Genomic DNA, 20,117 nt, shown 5'->3' with positions numbered 1-20,117 from the left:
TCGCGAAGGCTACGCCTGCCTGCACAACACGCAAATGAAGCGCGAGCAGGACAACATGGCGCGCTTCCTCACCCTGGCGCGCGACTACGGCCGTGCAATTGGCTTTACCGGCAACTTCCTGATCGAGCCCAAGCCAATGGAGCCCATGAAGCACCAGTACGATTTCGACAGCGCCACGGTGATCGGCTTCCTGCGTCAGCACGGCCTGGACCAGGATTTCAAGCTCAATATCGAAGCCAACCACGCCACGCTCTCGGGCCACAGCTTCGAGCACGACCTGCAGGTGGCCAGCGATGCCGGCCTGCTTGGCAGCATCGATGCCAACCGCGGCAATCCGCAAAACGGCTGGGACACCGACCAGTTCCCGACCGACCTGTACGACACCGTCGGCGCGATGCTGGTAGTGCTGCGGCAGGGCGGGCTGGCCCCGGGCGGGCTGAACTTCGATGCCAAGGTGCGGCGTGAATCGTCCGACCCGCAGGACCTGTTCCTGGCCCACATCGGCGGCATGGATGCGTTCGCACGCGGGCTGGAAGTGGCCGACGCGCTGCTGACCTCCTCACCGCTGGAAACCTGGCGCGCGCAGCGTTACGCCAGCTTCGACAGCGGCGCGGGCGCAGACTTTGCCAACGCCACCAGCACGCTGGCGGATCTGGCCAAGTACGCCGCCGGCAAGGGCGAGCCGACGCAAGTCAGCGGCCGCCAGGAAGCCTACGAGAACCTGATCAATCAGTACCTGACGCGTTGATGTTTCGCTGCTGCTCGCCCAGTGCATCGGGCGAGCGTGCAATGCCGTGACGCTGGCGACAGCGTTTACGGCCCGGCGGAGGGCTGCTCTGCCGCGTCGGCTGCCGGTGCAGCCACCGAATCCCGCTTGACCAGCAGGTGTGCGACCACATGATCGACCATCGTCCGCGCGGGCCGCTCCTTGGCGCGAATCGTCTTCAACAAGATGTCCAATGCGGCATCGGCCATGGCGGCGATCGGCTGCTGCACGGTGGTGAGTTCCGGCCACACCGCGGTGGCGGCAGAGGTATCGTCGAAGCCGACCACCGACAGATCACGCGGCACATCCAGCCCACGCCGGTGCGCGACCGAAATGGCAGCGGCGGCCATGTCGTCGTTGCTGGCAAAGATCGCGCTGGGGCGCCGCTTGCGTGCGAGCAATTTTTCGGCCGCAAGCAGACCCGAGCGGTAGGTGTAGTCGCCGGGTTGCACCAGGTGACGATCCAGACGCAGGCCGGCATCGGACAGCGCAGCCTGGAATCCCTCAAAACGCCGCGTGCTGGCCGACAGGTTCGGGTGGCCGGCGATATAGCCGATGCGCGTGTGGCCCTGCGCGATCAGATGCTCGGTGATTTCCTTGGCGGCGGCGAATTCGTCGATGCGCACGCAGGCCACATCCGGGCTGAAATGGTTGGAGGCGATCGCCACCACCGGCACCTTGGCACGCACCAGTTCCAGCACCGCCGCCTTGGATTCGCACAGCGGCGGCGGCAGGATCACACCGGCCACGCCCTTGGCGAGCTTGCGTGCGGCCTTGCGCTCGGCATCGGCGTCCAGATCGTCCCAGCAGTCGATGACCAGCTGGATCGAGGTGCGCGAGGCCACACGCAGCACGCCGAGCAGCAATTCGCGCAGATACGCACCGCTGGGGTCGCTGTAGATCAATGCGATGCGCGTGCTCTGCGCGGCGGCCAACGCGCTGGCAGCGAGGTTCGGGGTGTAACCCAGTTTGTCGACTGCGCGCATGACGCGCGCGCGCGTGGCATCACGCACATTGCCGTTGCTGTTGACCACGCGCGATACCGTCATCGGCGAGACCTTGGCCAGCGCTGCCACCTCGTTGATGGTGATCGCACGGCTGGTGCGGCGGACCGATTTCCTGACCTTCTCCAAGCGTGGCCTCTTCAAATGGCTGACGAACATGCGGTATGCAAGCGCACCGCGGCGCTGGTGCAGCGGCGAGCAACGCGCTTGGCTGTGCGTCGCATGGTACCGGGAAGCAGGCAGAGCGGCGACAGGCACGCACATCACGATCAGGCAACCGGATGCAAGGTATGAGCGCACGCATGACCAGGAAATTTGTGCGGCGCACGCAGGCCGCCTGCGCGCATTGGCTGCTGCTGGCGTTGCTGGTGTGCAGCGCGGTGTTGCCGGCGATGACCGCACATGCCGAAGACGGCTACGATTTATGGTTGCGCTACCATTTATTGCCCGATGCGGCACAGAAGCAAGGCAGCGCGCGCGAATTGGTCGTGCTGGGCGCAACGCCCACGCTGCAGGCGGCCAGTGACGAGTTGCAGCGCGGCCTGCACGGTCTGCTCGGTGTGGCGCCAGCGCTGACGCAAGCGGCCACGCGCGATGGCGCGATCGTGCTGGGGACCGCGCAGACACCGCAGATTGCCGCGTTGGGCCTGGCAACCCAGGCGCTGGGGCGCGAGGGCTACCTGATCCGCAGCACGCGCGTGGATGGGCACCAGGCGACCGTGATTGTTGGCGGCAGCGATGTGGGCGTGTTGTACGGCGCGTTCCATCTGCTGCGGCTGGTGCAGACCGGGCAGTCGCTGAGCGCGCTGGATCTCCGGCAGACGCCACGGCTGCAGCTGCGCCTGCTCAATCACTGGGACAACCTGGATGGCGTGGTGGAGCGCGGCTATGCCGGCGCCTCCTTGTGGAACTGGCAGACCCTGCCCGGCTACCTGGACCCGCGCTACACCGACTACGCACGCGCCAACGCCTCGCTCGGCATCAACGGCACGGTGCTCAACAACGTCAACGCCAAAGCGTGGAGCCTGACGCCGCAGTATCTGGACAAGGCCGCGGCGCTGGCCACGGTGTTTCGCCCCTATGGCATCCGCATGTTTCTCAGCGCGCGCTTCAGTGCGCCGATCGAGATTGGCGGTTTGAAGACCGCCGACCCACTGGACCCGCAGGTGCAGCGTTGGTGGCGTGAAACGGCCGATGCGATCTATGCGCGCATCCCTGATTTTGGCGGGTTTTTGGTCAAGGCCAATTCCGAAGGCCAGCCCGGCCCGCAAGATTACGGCCGCAGCCACGCCGACGGTGCCAACCTGCTTGCCGATGCGCTGGCGCCGCACGGCGGCGTGGCGATGTGGCGTGCGTTCGTCTATTCGCATGAGCAGCCGGACGACCGCGCCAAGCAGGCGTATAGCGAATTCCTGCCGCTGGATGGCACGTTCCGCGACAACGTGATCGTGCAGGTGAAGAACGGTGCGATCGATTTCCAGCCGCGCGAGCCGTTCCACCCGTTGTTCGGTGCAATGCGCAAGACGCCACTGATGCCGGAGTTCCAGATCACCAAGGAATATCTAGGCTTTTCCACGCATGTGGCTTACCTGGGCAGCCTGTTCTCCGAAACGCTGCAGGCCGATACCTATGCGCGTGGCAAGGGCTCGACCGTGGCAAAGACGGTCGATGGCAGCCTGTTCAAGGCCACCACGCGCTCGCCGCTGACCGGGATCGCCGGGGTGGCCAACATCGGGGCGGATCGCAACTGGAGCGGCTCGATCTTCGACCAGGCCAACTGGTATGCGTTCGGAAGGCTGGCCTGGGATCCGGACCTACGCCCGGAAGCGATCGCGCAGGAATGGGTGCGCATGAGCTTTTCCAACGACAGCGCGGTGGTCACGCCGGTGGTGGACCTGTTGCTGCGCTCGCGCGAGGCGGTGGTGGATTACATGACCCCGCTCGGCCTGCATCATCTGATGGGGCGTGGCCATCATTACGGTCCGGCGCCGTGGGATGCCGGCAGCGAGCGCCCGGACTGGGACCCGGTGTATTACCACCGTGCTGATCACAACGGGATTGGATTTGATCGCAGTGCCAGTGGCAGCAATGCGGCTGCGCAATATGCCGCGCCGGTGGCGCGCGTGTTCGGCAACGTGCAGCGCGTGCCCGAGCGTTACCTGCTGTGGTTCCACCACGTGCCATGGGACCACCGCATGGCCTCGGGGCGGCCGCTGTGGGACGAGCTGGTGTGGCATTACGACCACGGTGTGGATGAAGTGCAGCAGATGCGTGCAACGTGGCAGCAGCTGCACGGCCGCATCGATGCGCAGCGTTACCAGCAGATCGCCGCGTTCCTGGCGATCCAGCAGGACGAAGCGCAGTGGTGGCGCGATGCCAGCATTGCGTACTTCCAGCAGGTGTCCGGCCGTGCGTTGCCGGCTGGCACGGCGTCACCGGCGCATACGCTGGCGTACTACCAGGCGCTGAAGTTTCCATACGCACCGGGGAACCCGAAATGAGGGCACAGACACGGGTGGCATTGATCGCGGCGCTGGGCGTGTTGCTCGCACCCTCCCATGCAGCGGCGGCCGATGCGCCATTGCTGCATGCGTTATTCCAGCCACACATGGTGCTGCAACGCGATGCGCCGATCCGCCTGTGGGGCGATGCGCCGGCCGGCGAACAGGTGACGCTGCGCCTGGGCGAGCAGCAGGTGCAGGTACGTGCCGACCGCCAGGGACATTGGCAGGCACGCCTGCCGGCGCGTGGCGCCGGTGGCCCTTACACGCTGAGTGCGCGCAGTGCAGGCGGCGTGACCCAGCAACTGGACGATGTGCTGGTGGGCGATGTCTGGCTGTGCTCGGGCCAGTCCAACATGGAGTTGCAGGTGCATCGCACGCTGGATTCGCGCAGCGAAATCGCTGACGCCGATCACCCCAGCATCCGCATGTTCAAGGTGCCGGCGCAGTCCAGCCCGACCCCGCAGCGCAGCTTCGCTGGCGCTGCCGTTTGGCAACCCACCACGCCTGAAACGGTGAAGGATTTCTCGGCAGCTTGCTATTACTTCGCACGCGAACTGCAGAAGACCGTGGCGGTGCCGATGGGCTTGATCAATGCTTCGTGGGGCGGCTCGCAACTGCAGGCGTGGATCGGTGACGCCGCATTGCGCGCGGCCGGCGACGATGGCCCCGCGCTGGACGTGCTGGCGCGTTACGCCACCAGCCCGACCGATGCCGCACCACGCTGGGGCGGGTTATGGGAAACCTGGTGGCGTGCGCATGGCGACGGCGCGCCGTGGCAGCCGGATGCGCCGGGCGCATGGCAGCCCGCGCCGGCCACGCTCGGTGCCTGGGACGAGTGGGGCGTGCCGCAGCTGGTCGGTTTCAACGGCATGGTCTGGTACCGCAGCACTGTCGAGCTGACCGCGGCGCAGGCCGCGCAGGACGCCACGCTGCTCCTCGGGCCGGTGGACGAACTGGACCAGACCTGGGTCAACGGCCATGCGGTGGGCAGCAGCTACGGCGCCGACCAGCCGCGCCGCTACAGCGTGCCACGCGGGCAGCTGCAGGCCGGGCGCAACAGCATTGTGCTCAACGTGCTCAATACGTATCGCCGTGGGGGGTTACTGGGCGATGCGTCCTCGCGTGTGCTGCAGCTTGCCGATGGCAGCCGCGTGCCGCTGGATCGCCCCTGGCAGTACCAGATCGTGCCCACCGCAGTGGGCACGCCGCCCCGTGCGCCCTGGTCGTCGGCGGCCGGGCTGACCACCTTGTACAACGGCATGATCGCCCCGCTCGGCCAGCTGGGCCTGCGCGGCGTGCTCTGGTACCAGGGTGAATCCAATGCCGGCGATGCGGCGCACTACCCGGCCTTGCTCGACGCCTGGCGGCGCGACTGGCGGCAGCGCTTCGGCGCGCAGTTGCCGCTGCTGGTGGTGCAGCTGGCCAACTACGGCATGCCGCCTACCGAACCGGTGGAAAGCGGCTGGGCGCAGCTCCGCGAGGCGCAGCGCCGCTTCGTGGCTGGTGATGCGCATGCCGGGCTGGCGGTGGCCATCGATATCGGCGACCGCTACGACATTCATCCGGCCAACAAGCAGGAGCTGGGCCGCCGCCTGGCACGTGCGGCGCGGCATGTGGTGTATGGCGAGGCGATTGCCGCTTCCGGCCCGGTACCGCGCGATGTGCAACGCGATGGCGAGGCCCTGCGCGTGCGCTTCGATGCCGTGGACACTGCCTTGCAAAGCTACAGTGCCAGCGCGCCGATCGGCTTCGAGGTCTGCGGCGCGGCCAGCGGCAGTTGCCGCTACGCGCCGGCCAGCGTGCACGGTGACACCGTGACGCTGCGCGTGCCGGCCGACCTGCAGGCCACGCGCGCGCGCTACTGCTGGGCCGACAGCCCGGTGTGCACTTTGTACGACCGCAGCGGCCTGCCTGCAGGCCCGTTCGAACTTCCCATCACTGCCGCCACTTCCCGATGAGCGAGACCCCGATGTCACAGACCGTCGACTCCCCCTCCCCGCTGCAAGGCTCGGCCCGCGATCGCGAGATCGTCGAGGCGCGCGTCATCGTCACCTGCCCGGGGCGCAACTTCGTCACCTTGAAGATCCGCACCCGCTCGGGCATCACCGGGCTGGGCGATGCCACGCTCAACGGCCGCGAACTGGCGGTGGCAGCGTACCTGCAGGAACACCTGGTGCCGAACCTGATTGGCCGCGATGCCGGGCGTATCGAAGACATCTGGCAGTTCTTCTACCGTGGTGCGTACTGGCGGCGCGGGCCGGTGACGATGAGCGCGATTGCCGCGGTGGACGTGGCGTTGTGGGACATCCTGGGCAAGATGGCCGGCCTGCCGCTGTACCAGTTGCTGGGCGGGCGCTCGCGCGAAGGTGCGCTGGTTTACGGCCATGCCAACGGCCGCGACATCGCCGAAACCAGCGACGAGGTGGGCCGCTTCCGCGAGATGGGCTTCATCGCCATCCGCGCGCAATGCGGCGTGCCCGGCATCAAGAAGACCTACGGTATCTCCAGCGGTGGCAAGCCGTACGAGCCGGCTGAAAGCGAATTGCCCACCGAAACCGTGTGGTCCACGCCGCGCTACCTGGGGGTGGTGCCGAAGTTGTTCGAGCAGCTGCGCGCCGACCACGGCGATGAGATCGAATTGCTGCACGATGCGCACCACCGCCTCACGCCGATCGAAGCCGCGCGCCTAGGCCGCGACCTGGAGCCGTACCGCCTGTTCTGGCTGGAGGACGCCACCCCGGCGGAGAACCAGCGCGCGTTCGAAGTGATTCGCCAGCACACGGTGACGCCGCTGGCGGTGGGCGAGGTGTTCAATTCGCTCTGGGACTGCAAGCACCTGATCGAGCAACAGCTGATCGACTACATCCGCACCACCATTGTCCATGCCGGCGGCATCACGCACGTGCGCAGGCTGGCCGATTTCGCCGCGCTGCATCAGGTGCGCACCGGCTTCCACGGTGCCACCGATCTGTCGCCGGTGTGCATGGGCGCGGCCCTGCACTTCGACACCTGGGTGCCCAATTTCGGCATCCAGGAATACATGTTCCATTCCGACGAGGCCAATGCGGTGTTCCCGCACGACTACGTGTTCCGCGACGGGCGCCTGCATTGCGGCGAAACGCCCGGGCATGGCGTGGACATCGATGAAACCCTGGCCGCGAAGTACCCCTACGTGCCCAAGCAGTTGCCGATCGCGCGTCTGGAAGACGGCGCGATGTGGGACTGGTGAAGCGCATGCGTGCGTTACTGCTGGCTGTGAGCGTGGCGTTGGCCGCACCGCTGGTGGCGCACGCGCAGCCAGCGGCGCCGAAGCAGGCCGTGGCGTTTGACTGGTTCGAGTACCGCGGCGATGACCCGGTGTTCGCCACGCCACTGCCGGCCGGGCATTACCGCAATCCGATCCTGGCCGGGTTCTATCCCGATCCCAGCATCACGCGCGTGGGCGAGCGCTATTACCTGGTCAATTCCACCTTTGCGTATTTCCCGGCGATTCCGGTATTCGAGAGCACGGACCTGGTGCATTGGACGCAGGTCGGCAATGTGGTCGAGCGGCGTGAGCAGCTTGATTACGATGGCCTGGGCGTGTCGCGCGGCATGTTTGCCGCCAGCATCCGCCACCATGCCGGGCGGTTCTATGTGGTGGGCACCGCAGTGGATAGCGGCGGCAACTTCATTGCCAGCGCAACCAGTGCGGCCGGGCCGTGGTCCACGCTCAGCTGGCTGCCCGGCGTGGACGGCATCGACCCGTCGTTGTTCTTCGATACCGATGGCAGCGCGTACCTGCTCAACAACGGCCCGCCGGAAGGCACGCCGTTGTACGAAGGCCACCGCGCCATCTGGATGCAACGGTTTGATCTGGCCACCCACCAGCCGGTGGGCCCACGCAAGGTGCTGCTCAACGGCGGCGTGGACCTGGCCAGCAAGCCGATCTGGATCGAAGGCCCGCACCTCTACCAACGCGATGGCTGGTACTACCTGTCGTGCGCCGAAGGCGGCACCGGGCCGCAGCATTCACAAGTGGTGCTGCGTAGTCGCAACGTGTGGGGCCCGTACGCGCCCGCGCCGCACAACCCCATCCTCACCCAGCGCGACCTGCCTGCCGGGCGCGCGCAGCCGATCAGCAATGCCGGCCATGTCGACCTGGTGGACACGCCCGACGGGCAGTGGTGGGCGGTGTTCCTGGTCAGCCGGCCCTACGCGGACGACCGCTACAACACCGGGCGCGAAACCTTCCTGCTGCCGGTGCATTGGCGCGATGGCTGGCCGTCGATCCTGGCCCCTGGTGCACCGATTCCCTACATCGCCAAGGCACCGCACGGCACGCCGGCGCGCACCGACCAAACGCCGTTGTCCGGCAACTTCACCTGGCGCGACGGGTTCGACAGCACCACGCCGCAGCGCGAATGGCTGTCGTTGCGCGTACCCAAGCATGACTGGGCCGACCTGCGTGCACGTCCGGGCTGGCTCACCCTGCACGCCACACCGCAAGGACTGGCCAGCACCGGCAACCCGGCGTTTCTGGCGCGGCGCCAGCAGCACACGCACTTCACCGCCAGCACCGCGCTGGAGTTGCCAGCTGATGCGGGCATCAGCGCCGGCCTGGCCGCGGTGCAGAATTCCAACGCGTGGTACACGCTGGGCGTACGCCGAGATGGCGATGGCGCGGAGGTCTTCGTGGACAAGCGCGACGGCACGCGCACCACCACCCTGGCGCGTGCGCGCATCCCGGTCACCACCGCCCCATTGCGGCTGCAGATCAGCGGCGATGGCGGGCGCTACAGCTTTGCCTTCGATGCAACCGGGCACGGCTGGCAATGGCTGCAGCGTCACGACGACGCCAGCATGCTGAGCACTGCACAGGCCGGCGGCTTTGTCGGCAGCACGATCGGGCCCTTCGCCCAGCTGGACCCAGATCGCACCAAGGAGGATTGAGCATGCATTCCCACCCTGCCCCGCACGCCCGCGTGCCGCACCGTGCCCTGGCGCGCGGCCTGTTGCTGGCGCTCGGCGTGGCCGCCGGCAGCACGCATGCCGCGACGCCACCGCCGCCGTACCTGGACCCCACGCAACCGCTGCAGGCGCGCGCCGCCGATCTGGTATCGCGCATGACGCTGGAGGAAAAGGCCGCGCAGATGCAGAACGCCGCGCCGGCCATCCCGCGCCTGCAGGTGCCCGAATACGATTGGTGGAACGAAGCCCTGCATGGCGTGGCCCGCGCCGGCGGTGCCACGGTGTTTCCGCAGGCGATTGGCCTGGCGGCCACGTTCGATACCCCGTTGATGGCCGAGGTGGCTACCGCCATCAGCGACGAAGCACGCGCCAAGCACCATGCCTTCCTGGCGCGCGGCGAGCACAAGCGTTACCAGGGGCTCACGTTCTGGTCGCCCAACATCAACATCTTCCGTGACCCGCGCTGGGGCCGTGGACAGGAAACTTATGGCGAGGATCCGTTCCTCACCGCGCGCATGGGTGTCACCTTCGTGCAGGGCCTGCAGGCGCAGCAGGGGCCATATCGCAAGCTCGATGCCACCGCCAAGCATTACGCGGTGCACAGTGGCCCGGAGGCGGATCGTCATCATTTCGACGTGCATCCCAGCGAGCGCGATCTCTACGAGACCTATCTGCCCGCCTTCCAGGCGCTGGTGCAGGAAGGCCACGTCGCAGCAGTAATGGGCGCCTATAACCGCGTCAACGGCGAGTCCGCATCGGCCAGCACGCGGCTGGAAGGCATCCTGCGCCGTGATTGGGGGTTCGGTGGCTACATCGTCAGCGACTGCGCGGCCATCCGCGACATCTGGCAGAACCACAAGATCGTGCCCACGCCCGAAGCCGCCGCCGCACTCGGCGTCAAGCACGGCACCGACCTGGATTGTGGCGACACTTACGCCGCCTTGCCCGCTGCGGTGCGTGCCGGCCTGATCGATGAAGCCACCATCGATCGGTCGCTGACACGGCTGATGGCCGCGCGCCTGCGGCTGGGCATGTTCGACCCGCCGGCCAAGGTGCCGTGGGCGCAGATCCCGGCCTCGGCCAATCAATCGCCGCAGCACGATGCACTGGCCCGGCGCACCGCACGCGAATCGCTGGTACTGCTGAAAAACGACGGCCTGCTGCCACTCAAGCCCACGCTCAAGCGCATTGCCGTGGTCGGCCCCACTGCCGACGACCCGATGTCGCTGCTGGGCAACTACTACGGCACACCGGCCGCGCCGGTCACCATCCTGCAAGGCATCCGCGACGCCGCCCCGCAGGCCGAGGTGGTGTATGCACGCGGCAGCGACCTGGTGGAAGGCCGCGAAGACCCCAACGCGGCCGCACCGATCGACGCGCGCTACCTGCGCCCGGCTGCCGGTGCCAGCCAGAACGGCCTTACCGGTGACTACTTCCGTGGCCGTGCACTGGCAGGCCAGCCGGTGCTCACCCGCATCGACCCGCGCATCGCCTTCCGTTGGGACCGCAATGCGCCCACCGACGATGCGGTCGGCCGCGGCGAACTACAGCCCGGCCAGGCGCTCGGCAAGGACGACTTCAGCGTGCGCTGGCACGGCCAGTTGCTGCCGCCGGTCTCGGGGAACTACGAGCTGCAGATTGCCGCCGACGACGGCGTGCGCCTGTATCTGGATGGCAAGCCGCTCATCGACCAGTGGAGCGATGCGCCGCGCATGCGGAGCGGCACCGCCACCGTGGCGCTGCAGGCCGGCAAGGCCTACGACCTGCGCGTGGAATATTACGAAGCCACCCGCGATGCCGGCGTACGCCTGGCCTGGCGCATGCCCGGCGCCAAACCGCCGTTGCAGGAAGCCGTGGATGCCGCGCGCAATGCCGATGTGGTGGTGTTTGTCGGCGGCCTCACCGGCGATGTCGAAGGTGAGGAAATGGACGTCAATTACCCCGGTTTTGCCGGCGGCGACCGCACCGACACGCGACTGCCCAAACCCCAACGCGAGCTATTGCAGGCACTGCAGGCCACCGGCACGCCAGTGGTCGCGGTGCTCACCACTGGCTCCGCATTGGCCATCGACTGGGCGCAGCAACACGTGCCCGCCATCCTGCTGGCCTGGTACCCCGGCCAACGCGGCGGCACCGCAGTGGGCGATGTGCTGTTCGGCCAGGCCAGCCCGGGCGGGCGCCTGCCGATCACCTTCTACAAGGAAGACGAACGCCTGCCGGCCTTCGACGATTACGCCATGCGCGGGCGCACCTACCGCTACTTCGACGGCAAGCCGCTGTACCCGTTTGGCCATGGCCTGGCCTACACGCAGTTTGCGTATTCGAACCTGCGGCTGGACCGCACCACCGTCGCCGCCGATGGCACGCTGCGCGCCACCGTGTCGGTGAAGAACACCGGCCAGCGAGCCGGCGATGAAGTGGTGCAGCTGTATCTGCACCCGCTCAACCCGCAGCGTGAACGCGCACGCAAGGAGTTGCGCGGCTTCCAGCGCATCACCCTGCAACCGGGCGAACACCGCGAGGTGAGCTTCACCATCACCCCGCGCGAGGCGCAGCGTATTTACGACGAGCAGACAAAAGCGTACGCCGTGGACCCAGGCGCCTACGAGCTGCAGATCGGCGCCTCCAGCGCAGACATCCGCAGCAAACAACGCTTCACCGTCACCGCAAACTGATCCCACCGCACGCCGCGGAATCAAAGCCCCTCTCACGTCGGGAGAGGGGTTGGGGGTGAGGGTACGGCCACCAATCGAACTTGCAGCACCCCACGATTTCAAACAAACACCCATGCCAATTCCAACGCTCTCCATCGCAACACTCGCCCACCTACCTGCCACCGTCCTCACTCCCAACTACACTCCCAAACACACCACCATCGGCATCGTCCACCTGGGCGCCGGCGCCTTCCACCGCGCGCACCAGGCCGTCTACATCGATGATCTGCTCGCCGACGACCCCGCCTGGGCCATCTGCGCGGTGTCGCTGCACAACCCGCAGGTGCGCGACGCGCTGCGCCCGCAGGACGGCCTGTACACGCTTGCACTGCTCGATGCACAGCCACAGCTGCGCGTGATCGGTGCCATCGCCGAAGTGCTCTGCGCCAGCGATGAGCAACCTGCCGTGCTCGCCCGCCTCGCCGATCCGGCAGTGCGTCTGGTCACGCTCACCGTCACCGAAAAAGGCTATTGCCTGGCAGGCGACACGTTGGACCTCAGCCACCCCGATATCGTGCACGACCTTGCGCATCCGCAGACACCGCGCAGCGCGATCGGCTACCTGGTCGCCGGCCTGCATGCACGCAGGCAGCACGGTCGCGCACCGTTCACCGTGCTCAGCTGCGACAACCTGGCCGACAACGGCAGCCTGCTGCGCCGCGCCACCGTGCTGCTTGCGCAGCAACGCGATCCCGCGCTCGCCGCCTGGATCGAACAGCACGTCAGCTTTCCGCGCTCGATGGTGGACAGCATCACCCCTGCCACCGACGAGGCGCTACGCGCGCAAGTGCTCGCACAGACCGGCCTGCACGACGCCTGGCCGATCCAGCGGGAGCGCTACACCCAGTGGGTGATCGAAGACCGCTTCTGCAACGGCCGCCCGGCGTTCGAACGCGCAGGCGTCACGCTCAGCGACGATATCGCCGGCTACGCGCGCGCCAAGCTGCGCCTGCTCAACGGCCCGCACTCGGCGCTCGCCTACCTCGGCAGCCTGCTGCAGCTGGAGACCGTGGCCGATGCCATGCAGCACACGCCGCTGGCCAGCTTCGTCGCAACGCTGATGCGCGAGGACATCGCTCCCAGCCTGGCGCCGATGCCCGGCTTCGACCCGCACCGCTACAGCGAGGCCATCCTGGCCCGCTTCCGCAACCCCGCCATCCGCCACCTGCTGGCCCAGATCGCCTGGGACGGCTCGCAGAAGATTCCGGTGCGCCTGCTCGGCACCATTGCCGACGCACTCACCGCCGGCCGCCGCATCGATCGCCTCTGCTTGCCGGTCGCAGCCTGGCTGCACTTTGTGCGCAGGCAAGCACACGCGGGTGTTGCGTTGGTTGATCCGCTGGGCGAACAGCTAAGTGCGATCGGCCGTATCGCAACCGGCGACGCACACCGGGATATCGCTGCATTTCTCACAGTTGACGCAGCGTTTGCGCCGCTGTCTGCTGACGAGCGTTTTGTAGAAGCGCTACAGCAGGCGTATGCCCTCTTCCAAACTGCGCGGCCGGCAGATGTACAACAGCTTCTGGCAACTGCATAGATCAAGCGCTTACCTCGGTCACACCCAAATGCATTGCAGGACAACGTTAGTCCTGACACATCCGGCCTCATGCAAACAATTCGCTCTCCCCCGACGAGTCCTAGCGAACTGATCCATGCGTCAACCACAAAACTTGTGCCTATTGCGTTCTCGTCGCTTTGCTGTGGTAAAAATTACACAACAGGGGAAGGGAGCGGGTTAGATGGATTTTATTGATCAGTTGCGTGTGCTTGCGACACGCATCAGTACGACACGCGCGTTAATTCAGACAGAAGAGGCCACCAAGAATGCAATGGTGATGCCCCTCATCCAAATTCTTGGATACAATGTTTTCGATCCACTCGAAGTCACGCCGGAAATCGTTGCCGATGTCGGCACGAAGAAAGGCGAGAAAGTCGACTATGCGATTCTTCGCGATGGCAAACCCATCATTCTTTTCGAGTGTAAGAAAGCGGGTGCCGAGCTAAGCATCAATCATGCAGGCCAGCTATTTCGCTACTTCCACGTCACTGCGGCACGCTTTGGTGTTTTGACGAACGGCTTGGTCTACAGGTTTTTCACTGACCTAGAACAGCCGAACAAGATGGATGAAAAGCCGTTCTTCGAATTCAACGTCCTTGATTTCAAAGAACGCGATGTCGAAGAACTCAAAAAGTTTGCCAAGTCGGCGTTTGACTTAGACACGATCCTGACGACCGCGAATGAATTGAAGTACACACGCGCTATCCAGACACGTCTGGCAGAATGGATGCATCAGCCTACCGAAGAATTCGTCAAGCTGGTCTCGGCTGATCTGGTCGGAACAAGACGCTTTACGCCGGCGATCCGCGATCAATTCACAGCGATCACGCGCCGCGCGTTCGATCAGCTGGTCAGTGAGCGAATCAATGAACGGCTTAAAGGTGCCATGGCACCTGAAACTGCCTTGATCGGTGATCACATCTCGCATGTCCCCGCAGATCAGCCTACGGCGGCAGCCTCACTTGCTCCTGATCCACTGATCGTCACAACGCCGGAAGAGATCGAAGGCTTTCACGTTGTCAGAGCGATCGTACGCGAAGCCATTCCTGGAAGACGCGTCTTTATGAGGGATGCTCAAAGCTATTGCGCCATCCTCCTGGACGACAACAATCGGAAGCCGATCTGCAGACTTCGGTTCAACAACCCTCAAAAGCTCCGGCTTGGGCTTTTCAATGCGGCCAAGGAAGAGGAGCAGATCGATCTCGGTTCGATCGACGATATTTATAATTTCGCAGAAAAGATTCGCGCCACTGTCGCAGCGTATTTGCCACAGGAAGACTGTGCTTAGTCGGCCTCAGCACTCCACGCGCCGGGCGTCATAATCTCCCGGCGTGTCACGGCTCGAGCTGTTGCCCGATCCGCAGCAAATTGCCGCTCTCATCCACAATCGCAAATTCGCGCATGCCCCAGGGCTTGTCGCTGAGCGGATCGATCCGTGGGATGCCTTGTGCCGGAAGCGCCGCCGCGCGCATCGCGGCATAGACCCCATCCACATCAGTCACGCGCAGATAGCAGCCCGCATAACAGGCCGCCGGGTCCAGATCCGGATGCGCAAAGAAGTGCAGCTCCACATCGCCGCGCTGCAGGATCGCGTAGCCCGCATCATGCGGGTGCGCATCGCCGGTAAAGCCAAGCGCGCGATAGAACGTCAGCGTCTGCGCAATCGAGCGGCTGGGGAGGATCGAGATGGTCTGGTCACCGACATTGGCGCTGGCATTCATTCTTGTCTCCTCTGTCCAAGGGATCAGTGCTGAACACATTACGGCGATCATTGGCGGCGTAACAGCCCAAGCGGTGTGCACGGCACCGCCCTGCGATTTACCTGATTCACCACGCAGCTCAGAACCTGCCAGCGGCCCAGGTTTCATCATCACATTGTCGCTTGCAGATAGTGCCGCCCGCTCCCTCAAACCGCCTGATCACTTCGCATGGCGGCGTTCTTCTTCAAAAGACGCATCAGCACCACTGCAAGCAGGATCAGAAAGCTCAACTCCCACACGTAGAACGCGGCGCCCACGTGATCGATCATGACCTGATGACCGGCCTCGTTCTTGTCGAACCTGGTTGCGCGAAAGGTATCCAGTCCGATCAGGCAGGCTGATACCAGCAAGGCCGCAGCCAACTTGTCCAGTTTGAGGAAGTAACAAAGCCACGCCAGGAAGAACAATGGGTTGCTTAACCAGGCGATACATTGGCCATCGACCAGCTGGATCCAGCCAAGCAGCAAAATGACGAAACCGCCAAGTTGATCGTTGCTTCCATGCAATGCGGGAAGACAGAGCGCAATGCCATAGAGCAGTGCAGATAACACGAGGAGAGATACTTTCACGACCGTCCTTGTCTGAGACGAAGCCTGCGCTTCATCGCTCGGGGTGGGTCCACAGAGCAGGCGCCTGCCAGCGGCCCCCTACTATAGACAATGGGCCCGAAGTTGTGGCCTGCCAGATGACTGGCCATGTCACCTCGTGAGCGGTTCATTCCCGAGGCATGGTTACGGTACATGGCTATGACATGCTTGAGACCTCATCGCCATGCCTCTTGAGTCAGCACCCACATGGCAGCGCCCAAGAAACAACACTTGCCAGAGAAGGTTTGCGTTCACTGCGGACGACCGTTTCGTTGGCGCAAGAAGTGGGAGCGTGTCTGGGACGAGGTGAAGTACTGTTCCGATCGCTGCCGTCATGCGCGTAAGGCTCAGCCGAGCAGCTGAGGTCCGTTGAGTTTGCGCGGCGCCCCTTTCCAACGTACCGCGTTGTAGCGAGCGAGGGCACCGGCTTGGCAAGCCGCGGCGGTTAGCGCGGAACATCCGCGCTGCCTGGTGGCCAGCTGCGGTGCAGACGTGCTGGATGGATGCTGCGTACTGGCGAGTTGGAGCAGCCATCAAAACGACAACGCAGCCGCCCGAGGCCGGTGCACGGAATCCTTATGCAGCGCCGTGCACTCCGCCTCCTCCGTGCCGTCCGCACCCACCCAACGCACACTATGTTGTGTTGGCGCTCCTACTCCGCGGCCTTCCTGGTTTTCGATTGCTTCGCAACCGCCATGTTGTCGACCAGGTTGGGGTACGGACGGCCTGCAGCCTTGGCGCGGGCCTTGGCTTGGGTTTTCTGCGCAGCTGACAGTGGCCTGGAGGTCTTGGCCGGGTTGGGCTTTTTCCAGGGCGCACTCTTCTTGCTGACGGGTTTCTTGGCAGCCGTCTTGTTGCTTGTTGCCTTGTTGGCAGCCACCTTCTTGGTGGCGCCCTTCCGCACGCTGCTCTGCTGTGTCGCGCGTCTGCTAGTGGCTTTCTTTGCCGTGCCCTTGCGGGGTGTCGCGCGCTTCTCCGCGGCTGTACGTGCTCCGCTGTTCGACGTGGCGGCGCTCGCACCTGTTTTCGCCGCGCTTTTTTTGGCGGACGACTTCGTGCTGGCGGCTTTCTGGGTAGCCGCTCCGGCCTGCTTGTTGTCGCCCTCCTGCAGGCGGGCATGCAGTCGCTCGGCCCACCGCTGCCCGGCATCGCCGCCCCACAGCAGCCAGGCGATGTAGCCGGCGGATGGCTTGGTGCGATCCGCCCATCCCTTGCCGGTCTTGTCCACGCTGTGGCGAGCGAAGTACGCGTGCATCCGCCGAATGGTCTGGGCCGAGAGCTGCTTCTGGATGGAGATGTCCCGTGCACGTGCCACACCAATCGCGGTGCCACCGCGCCCGTGTTGCTCACGCAAGCGCAATCCGCGGGCTGCTGCGTTGGCGACGGTCTTGGGTGGCGTGGTGTTGAGGGTCTTTGTTGTCGAGGTGCGTGCCACGCAGCTCTCCTGTCAGTGCGTTGCCGTAGTGTTCGCATTGCGGGGTGCTGTTGGACGTGAAGAGCATGCGCCTGAGAGCACCCACCGCTGCCAGTGCATTGTGGGCGCAGGCATCTGTGCGATCCGCTCTCTGGCGTGCTGCATTGGGCACGCCGTGCAGCAGTTGATAGATGCGTCCACCGGGCTCCATCGACTTGATGCAAGCAGCGTAGCGTGACGTCGCAATAATTTTGCATGGCGTCGCTGCACCACGCGGATCAGCCTGCTTTTACAGGGTCACGGCGCACGCGCGTGCCGATACACTGGCCAGTCATCGCAATCAGGCAGAGACGTCCATGAGCTCTTTGGCGACTTCGTTCCGCGCAGCCGTGTTCGCTGCCGGGGTCACATGTATTCCTGCGCACGTTGGCGCCACACCCGATGGCAACCGCACATCGGCTGAAGCCGCACAGGCGGTGCAGCCCGCGCAGTGGCGCACGGTGGCCACGCACAACACGCCGCACGCGCGCCATGAGAACAGCATGGTCGCCATCGATGATCGTCTGTACCTGCTGGGTGGGCGCGACGACCGGCCGCTGGAGATCTTCGATACCACCACGCAGCGGTGGTCGCAGGGCGCCACGCCGCCGCTGATGGTCAATCATGCCCAGGCCGTGGTGTCGTCCGGCAAGCTCTACGTGGTGGGTGGCTTTACGGGCAACTATCCCGAAGAAGCCTCGCTCACCAACATGCTGATCTACGACCCGAAGACCGACCATTGGCAGGTCGGGCCGGAGATTCCCACGCAGCGCCGTCGCGGTGCCGCCGGCACGGTGGAGCATGCCGGTGTGTTGTATCTGGTCGGCGGCAATACGCGTGGCCACATGAGCGGCTACGTGCCCTGGCTGGATGCTTTCGACACCCGGACACAACAATGGACGCAGCTGCCCGACGCGCCGCATGCGCGCGATCACTTCCATGCGGTGGTGCTCGACGGCAAGCTGTATGCCGCCGGCGGGCGTCGTTCCGCGCATGAAAGCGGCAATACCCTGGCGCAGACAATCGGTGAGGTCGATGTGTACGACATTGCACAGCGCACCTGGACGGTTGCACCGGCCGCGCTGCCGACGCCACGTGCGGGCACCGCCGCGATCGCGCGCGATGGCCGGCTGCTCGTCATGGGCGGCGAGAGCACGCGCCAGGTGAAGGCACACGAAGAGGTGGAGGCCTACGACCCGCGTACGGCGCGCTGGACGACACTGCCGACGTTACCGCAGGGGCGCCACGGCACGCAGGCAGCCGCGGTGAAGGGCGATGTCTATCTCGCTGCGGGTAGCGCAAATCGGGGCGGTGGGCCGGAGCTGGAGAATGTGCTGGTGTTGCCGAAGGCGCAGGGGACGCATTCACTGGATTAGTCAGTGCGCTGCGGGCGCACGCCTAGATGGATCGCCTGTGCATGGCGCGCATCGGCACTGCCCTGTCGCGGCCAAGGCCGCTCCTACGGTGGAGCGGCTATCGCGGGCCTTCGGTGCGTGGTGCGCTTGTCAGCGTGCAAACTCCAACCCAAGCGAGGTCACCTTCACCCGCGCCAGCAGTGAGTGCGAGGTCATGTACAGCGTGTGGCCATCATTACCGAACGCGCAGTTGGAAATGGCGGCACCGGTTTCGATGCGGCCGAGTCTGCGGCCGTCCGGATCGAACACGATGACGCCGCCAGGGCCGGTGGCGAACAGGCGGCCATCTGCCGACACCGCCATGCCGTCAGGCAAACCGGGCGCGTCTTTGTTGACCAGGTCGGTGGCATCGGCGAACACACGCTTGCCGGTCACCGCGCCCTGCGCATCCAGCGCATACGCCATCCAGATCGGGCGCGCCGGATCGGAGTTGGCCACGTAGAGCGTGCGCTGATCTGGTGACAGCGCAATGCCGTTGGGAAAACTCAGGCTGTCGTCGAGCAGGTGCACGCTGCCGTCGGTGTCCAGGCGATAGACGCCGTTGAAGCGCAGTTCCTTGACCGGCGAATAGTTCATGCCTTTCAAGCCATACGGTGGGTCGGTGAAGAACACCACGCCGTCCTTGCGCCGCACCACATCGTTGGGGCTGTTGAAACGCTTGCCGTCGAAACTGGTGGCCAGCGGAGTTTTCGTGCGCGTGGCAGGGTCCAGCCGCGCCACGATGCGGGTACCGGAATCGGCCAGCAACACGGTGCCGCCCGGTTCGGCAAACAGGCCATTGGCACCGGCTTCGCGCAGCGCGGCGACATCCGTACCGGCGTAACCGGAGGGCGACAGGAACACCGATAACCCTGCATCTTCGGACCAGCGATACAGCTTGTTTTCCGGCACATCGGTGAACAGCAGATAGCCGCCCTGCCGCACCCAGGTGGGGCCTTCGGACCAGGTGAAGCCCTCGGTGAGCTTTTCGATGCGTGCGTCGGCTGCAACCACATCGCTGAAGCTCGCATGGAAGCTTTCAAGATGGCCAATCGCCGGGTATCGCGATGGCGGTGCATTGCTCTTGGTACAGGCAGAAAGCAATGCGAGCAGCGGAATGACCAACAGCATCAAAAGTGACAGGCGCATCGTAAATCCCATTCGTCAGTGACACCCATCATGCCACCAAGCGGCCGAGCTCATTACGGTGTTCGCGGCATTAATGCAGACTAACCTTAACCTGTCACGCCGAAACGCAGGAACAGCAGTCAGGCGCTGCGCTTACTATCGAGCACTCATAGCACCGGCCAGAACTGCAAGACCTTTACAGAAGCCATCCCGGGAGCTGCCAGCCACCGAGTCCCTGCCCACCTTACTTATATTGCCTATAAAATTTAAATCCATATTGGCAACTAGAGTGTGACCAA

General features: G+C 65.0%; 14 protein-coding genes, 1 other RNA gene and 1 pseudogene. 11 read left to right on the top strand and 5 right to left on the bottom strand.

All coding sequences use genetic code 11. The annotated features are described in order from the left end of the window. Nucleotides 1-748 (top strand): annotated as a pseudogene (locus ACD584_RS20280) (xylose isomerase); the annotation flags it as partial. Nucleotides 749-813: 65 nt separating this feature from the next. Here ACD584_RS20280 and ACD584_RS20275 read toward each other — a convergent pair. Further along, complete coding sequence (locus ACD584_RS20275; protein ID WP_029216879.1) at nucleotides 814-1,899, bottom strand: LacI family DNA-binding transcriptional regulator; 1,086 nt, start codon at nucleotides 1,897-1,899, stop codon at nucleotides 814-816. 161 nt (nucleotides 1,900-2,060) lie between these two features. On the opposite strand from ACD584_RS20275, the gene ACD584_RS20270 reads away from it, so the two are divergent. From ACD584_RS20270 to ACD584_RS20240, 7 genes are all read left to right on the top strand, one after another. Then, nucleotides 2,061-4,271: an alpha-glucuronidase family glycosyl hydrolase gene (locus ACD584_RS20270; protein ID WP_267130803.1), complete on the top strand. Its 2,211-nt coding sequence runs from the start codon at nucleotides 2,061-2,063 to the stop codon at nucleotides 4,269-4,271. Beyond that, complete coding sequence (locus ACD584_RS20265; RefSeq protein ID WP_076035888.1) at nucleotides 4,268-6,232, top strand: sialate O-acetylesterase; 1,965 nt, start codon at nucleotides 4,268-4,270, stop codon at nucleotides 6,230-6,232. Before ACD584_RS20270 ends, ACD584_RS20265 begins: the two co-directional genes overlap by 4 nt. 11 nt (nucleotides 6,233-6,243) lie before the next feature. After that, nucleotides 6,244-7,503: a D-mannonate dehydratase ManD gene (gene manD, locus ACD584_RS20260; protein ID WP_011039173.1), complete on the top strand. Its 1,260-nt coding sequence runs from the start codon at nucleotides 6,244-6,246 to the stop codon at nucleotides 7,501-7,503. Nucleotides 7,504-7,523: 20 nt separating this feature from the next. Continuing rightward, entirely contained in the window at nucleotides 7,524-9,206 is a 1,683-nt protein-coding gene (locus ACD584_RS20255; RefSeq protein WP_175611794.1) for a glycoside hydrolase family 43 protein, read from the top strand. Between the two features lie 2 nt (nucleotides 9,207-9,208). Beyond that, nucleotides 9,209-11,899, top strand: coding sequence for a glycoside hydrolase family 3 protein (locus ACD584_RS20250; RefSeq protein ID WP_116923795.1), 2,691 nt, complete (start codon nucleotides 9,209-9,211; stop codon nucleotides 11,897-11,899). A gap of 112 nt (nucleotides 11,900-12,011) precedes the next feature. Then, nucleotides 12,012-13,475, top strand: a complete 1,464-nt coding sequence (locus ACD584_RS20245) for a mannitol dehydrogenase family protein (protein WP_076035886.1) — start codon at nucleotides 12,012-12,014, stop codon at nucleotides 13,473-13,475. A 202-nt stretch (nucleotides 13,476-13,677) separates the two neighbouring features. Next, on the top strand, nucleotides 13,678-14,784 hold the full coding sequence (locus tag ACD584_RS20240; protein ID WP_011039177.1) for a type I restriction endonuclease: 1,107 nt from the start codon (nucleotides 13,678-13,680) through the stop codon (nucleotides 14,782-14,784). 46 nt (nucleotides 14,785-14,830) lie between these two features. On the opposite strand, the gene ACD584_RS20235 is transcribed toward ACD584_RS20240, so the two are convergent. Both ACD584_RS20235 and ACD584_RS20230 read right to left on the bottom strand, forming a co-directional pair. After that, entirely contained in the window at nucleotides 14,831-15,217 is a 387-nt protein-coding gene (locus ACD584_RS20235; protein ID WP_175611792.1) for a VOC family protein, read from the bottom strand. Between the two features lie 185 nt (nucleotides 15,218-15,402). Further along, nucleotides 15,403-15,825, bottom strand: coding sequence for a hypothetical protein (locus tag ACD584_RS20230; protein WP_076035884.1), 423 nt, complete (start codon nucleotides 15,823-15,825; stop codon nucleotides 15,403-15,405). 225 nt (nucleotides 15,826-16,050) lie between these two features. Between ACD584_RS20230 and ACD584_RS20225 the strand changes: the two genes are divergently transcribed. Together ACD584_RS20225 and ACD584_RS20220 are read left to right on the top strand one after the other, a co-directional pair. Continuing rightward, nucleotides 16,051-16,206: a DUF2256 domain-containing protein gene (locus ACD584_RS20225; protein ID WP_076035883.1), complete on the top strand. Its 156-nt coding sequence runs from the start codon at nucleotides 16,051-16,053 to the stop codon at nucleotides 16,204-16,206. Nucleotides 16,207-16,421: 215 nt separating this feature from the next. Then, nucleotides 16,422-16,492, top strand: a non-coding RNA gene (locus ACD584_RS20220) — sX9 sRNA. Between the two features lie 3 nt (nucleotides 16,493-16,495). On the opposite strand, the gene ACD584_RS20215 is transcribed toward ACD584_RS20220, so the two are convergent. After that, a complete protein-coding gene (locus ACD584_RS20215) occupies nucleotides 16,496-17,278 on the bottom strand; it encodes a DNA-binding protein (RefSeq protein WP_162277258.1) in 783 nt (260 codons plus the stop codon). 335 nt (nucleotides 17,279-17,613) lie between these two features. On the opposite strand from ACD584_RS20215, the gene ACD584_RS20210 reads away from it, so the two are divergent. Continuing rightward, a complete protein-coding gene (locus ACD584_RS20210) occupies nucleotides 17,614-18,672 on the top strand; it encodes a kelch repeat-containing protein (RefSeq protein ID WP_014509539.1) in 1,059 nt (352 codons plus the stop codon). Between the two features lie 129 nt (nucleotides 18,673-18,801). Here the strand turns inward: ACD584_RS20210 and ACD584_RS20205 are convergent, their stop codons facing one another. Continuing rightward, complete coding sequence (locus ACD584_RS20205; RefSeq protein ID WP_076035881.1) at nucleotides 18,802-19,839, bottom strand: SMP-30/gluconolactonase/LRE family protein; 1,038 nt, start codon at nucleotides 19,837-19,839, stop codon at nucleotides 18,802-18,804. Nucleotides 19,840-20,117 lie beyond the last annotated feature (278 nt).

Source organism: Xanthomonas sp. NCPPB 2922 (assembly GCF_041520885.1).
GTDB classification, from domain to species: domain Bacteria; phylum Pseudomonadota; class Gammaproteobacteria; order Xanthomonadales; family Xanthomonadaceae; genus Xanthomonas; species Xanthomonas campestris.
The sequence above is the reverse complement of the archived record's forward strand: the minus strand, read 5'-3'. Positions and strand labels throughout refer to the sequence as shown.

Coding starts and splice junctions, on each gene's coding strand:
- ACD584_RS20210 (WP_014509539.1), top strand. CDS start 17,614: ATGAGCTCTTTGGCGACTTCGTTCCGCGCAGCCGTGTTCGCTGCCGGG.
- ACD584_RS20225 (WP_076035883.1), top strand. CDS start 16,051: ATGGCAGCGCCCAAGAAACAACACTTGCCAGAGAAGGTTTGCGTTCAC.
- ACD584_RS20250 (WP_116923795.1), top strand. CDS start 9,209: ATGCATTCCCACCCTGCCCCGCACGCCCGCGTGCCGCACCGTGCCCTG.
- ACD584_RS20265 (WP_076035888.1), top strand. CDS start 4,268: ATGAGGGCACAGACACGGGTGGCATTGATCGCGGCGCTGGGCGTGTTG.
- manD (WP_011039173.1), top strand. CDS start 6,244: ATGTCACAGACCGTCGACTCCCCCTCCCCGCTGCAAGGCTCGGCCCGC.
- ACD584_RS20205 (WP_076035881.1), bottom strand. CDS start 19,839: ATGCGCCTGTCACTTTTGATGCTGTTGGTCATTCCGCTGCTCGCATTG.
- ACD584_RS20245 (WP_076035886.1), top strand. CDS start 12,012: ATGCCAATTCCAACGCTCTCCATCGCAACACTCGCCCACCTACCTGCC.
- ACD584_RS20270 (WP_267130803.1), top strand. CDS start 2,061: ATGAGCGCACGCATGACCAGGAAATTTGTGCGGCGCACGCAGGCCGCC.
- ACD584_RS20240 (WP_011039177.1), top strand. CDS start 13,678: ATGGATTTTATTGATCAGTTGCGTGTGCTTGCGACACGCATCAGTACG.
- ACD584_RS20235 (WP_175611792.1), bottom strand. CDS start 15,217: ATGAATGCCAGCGCCAATGTCGGTGACCAGACCATCTCGATCCTCCCC.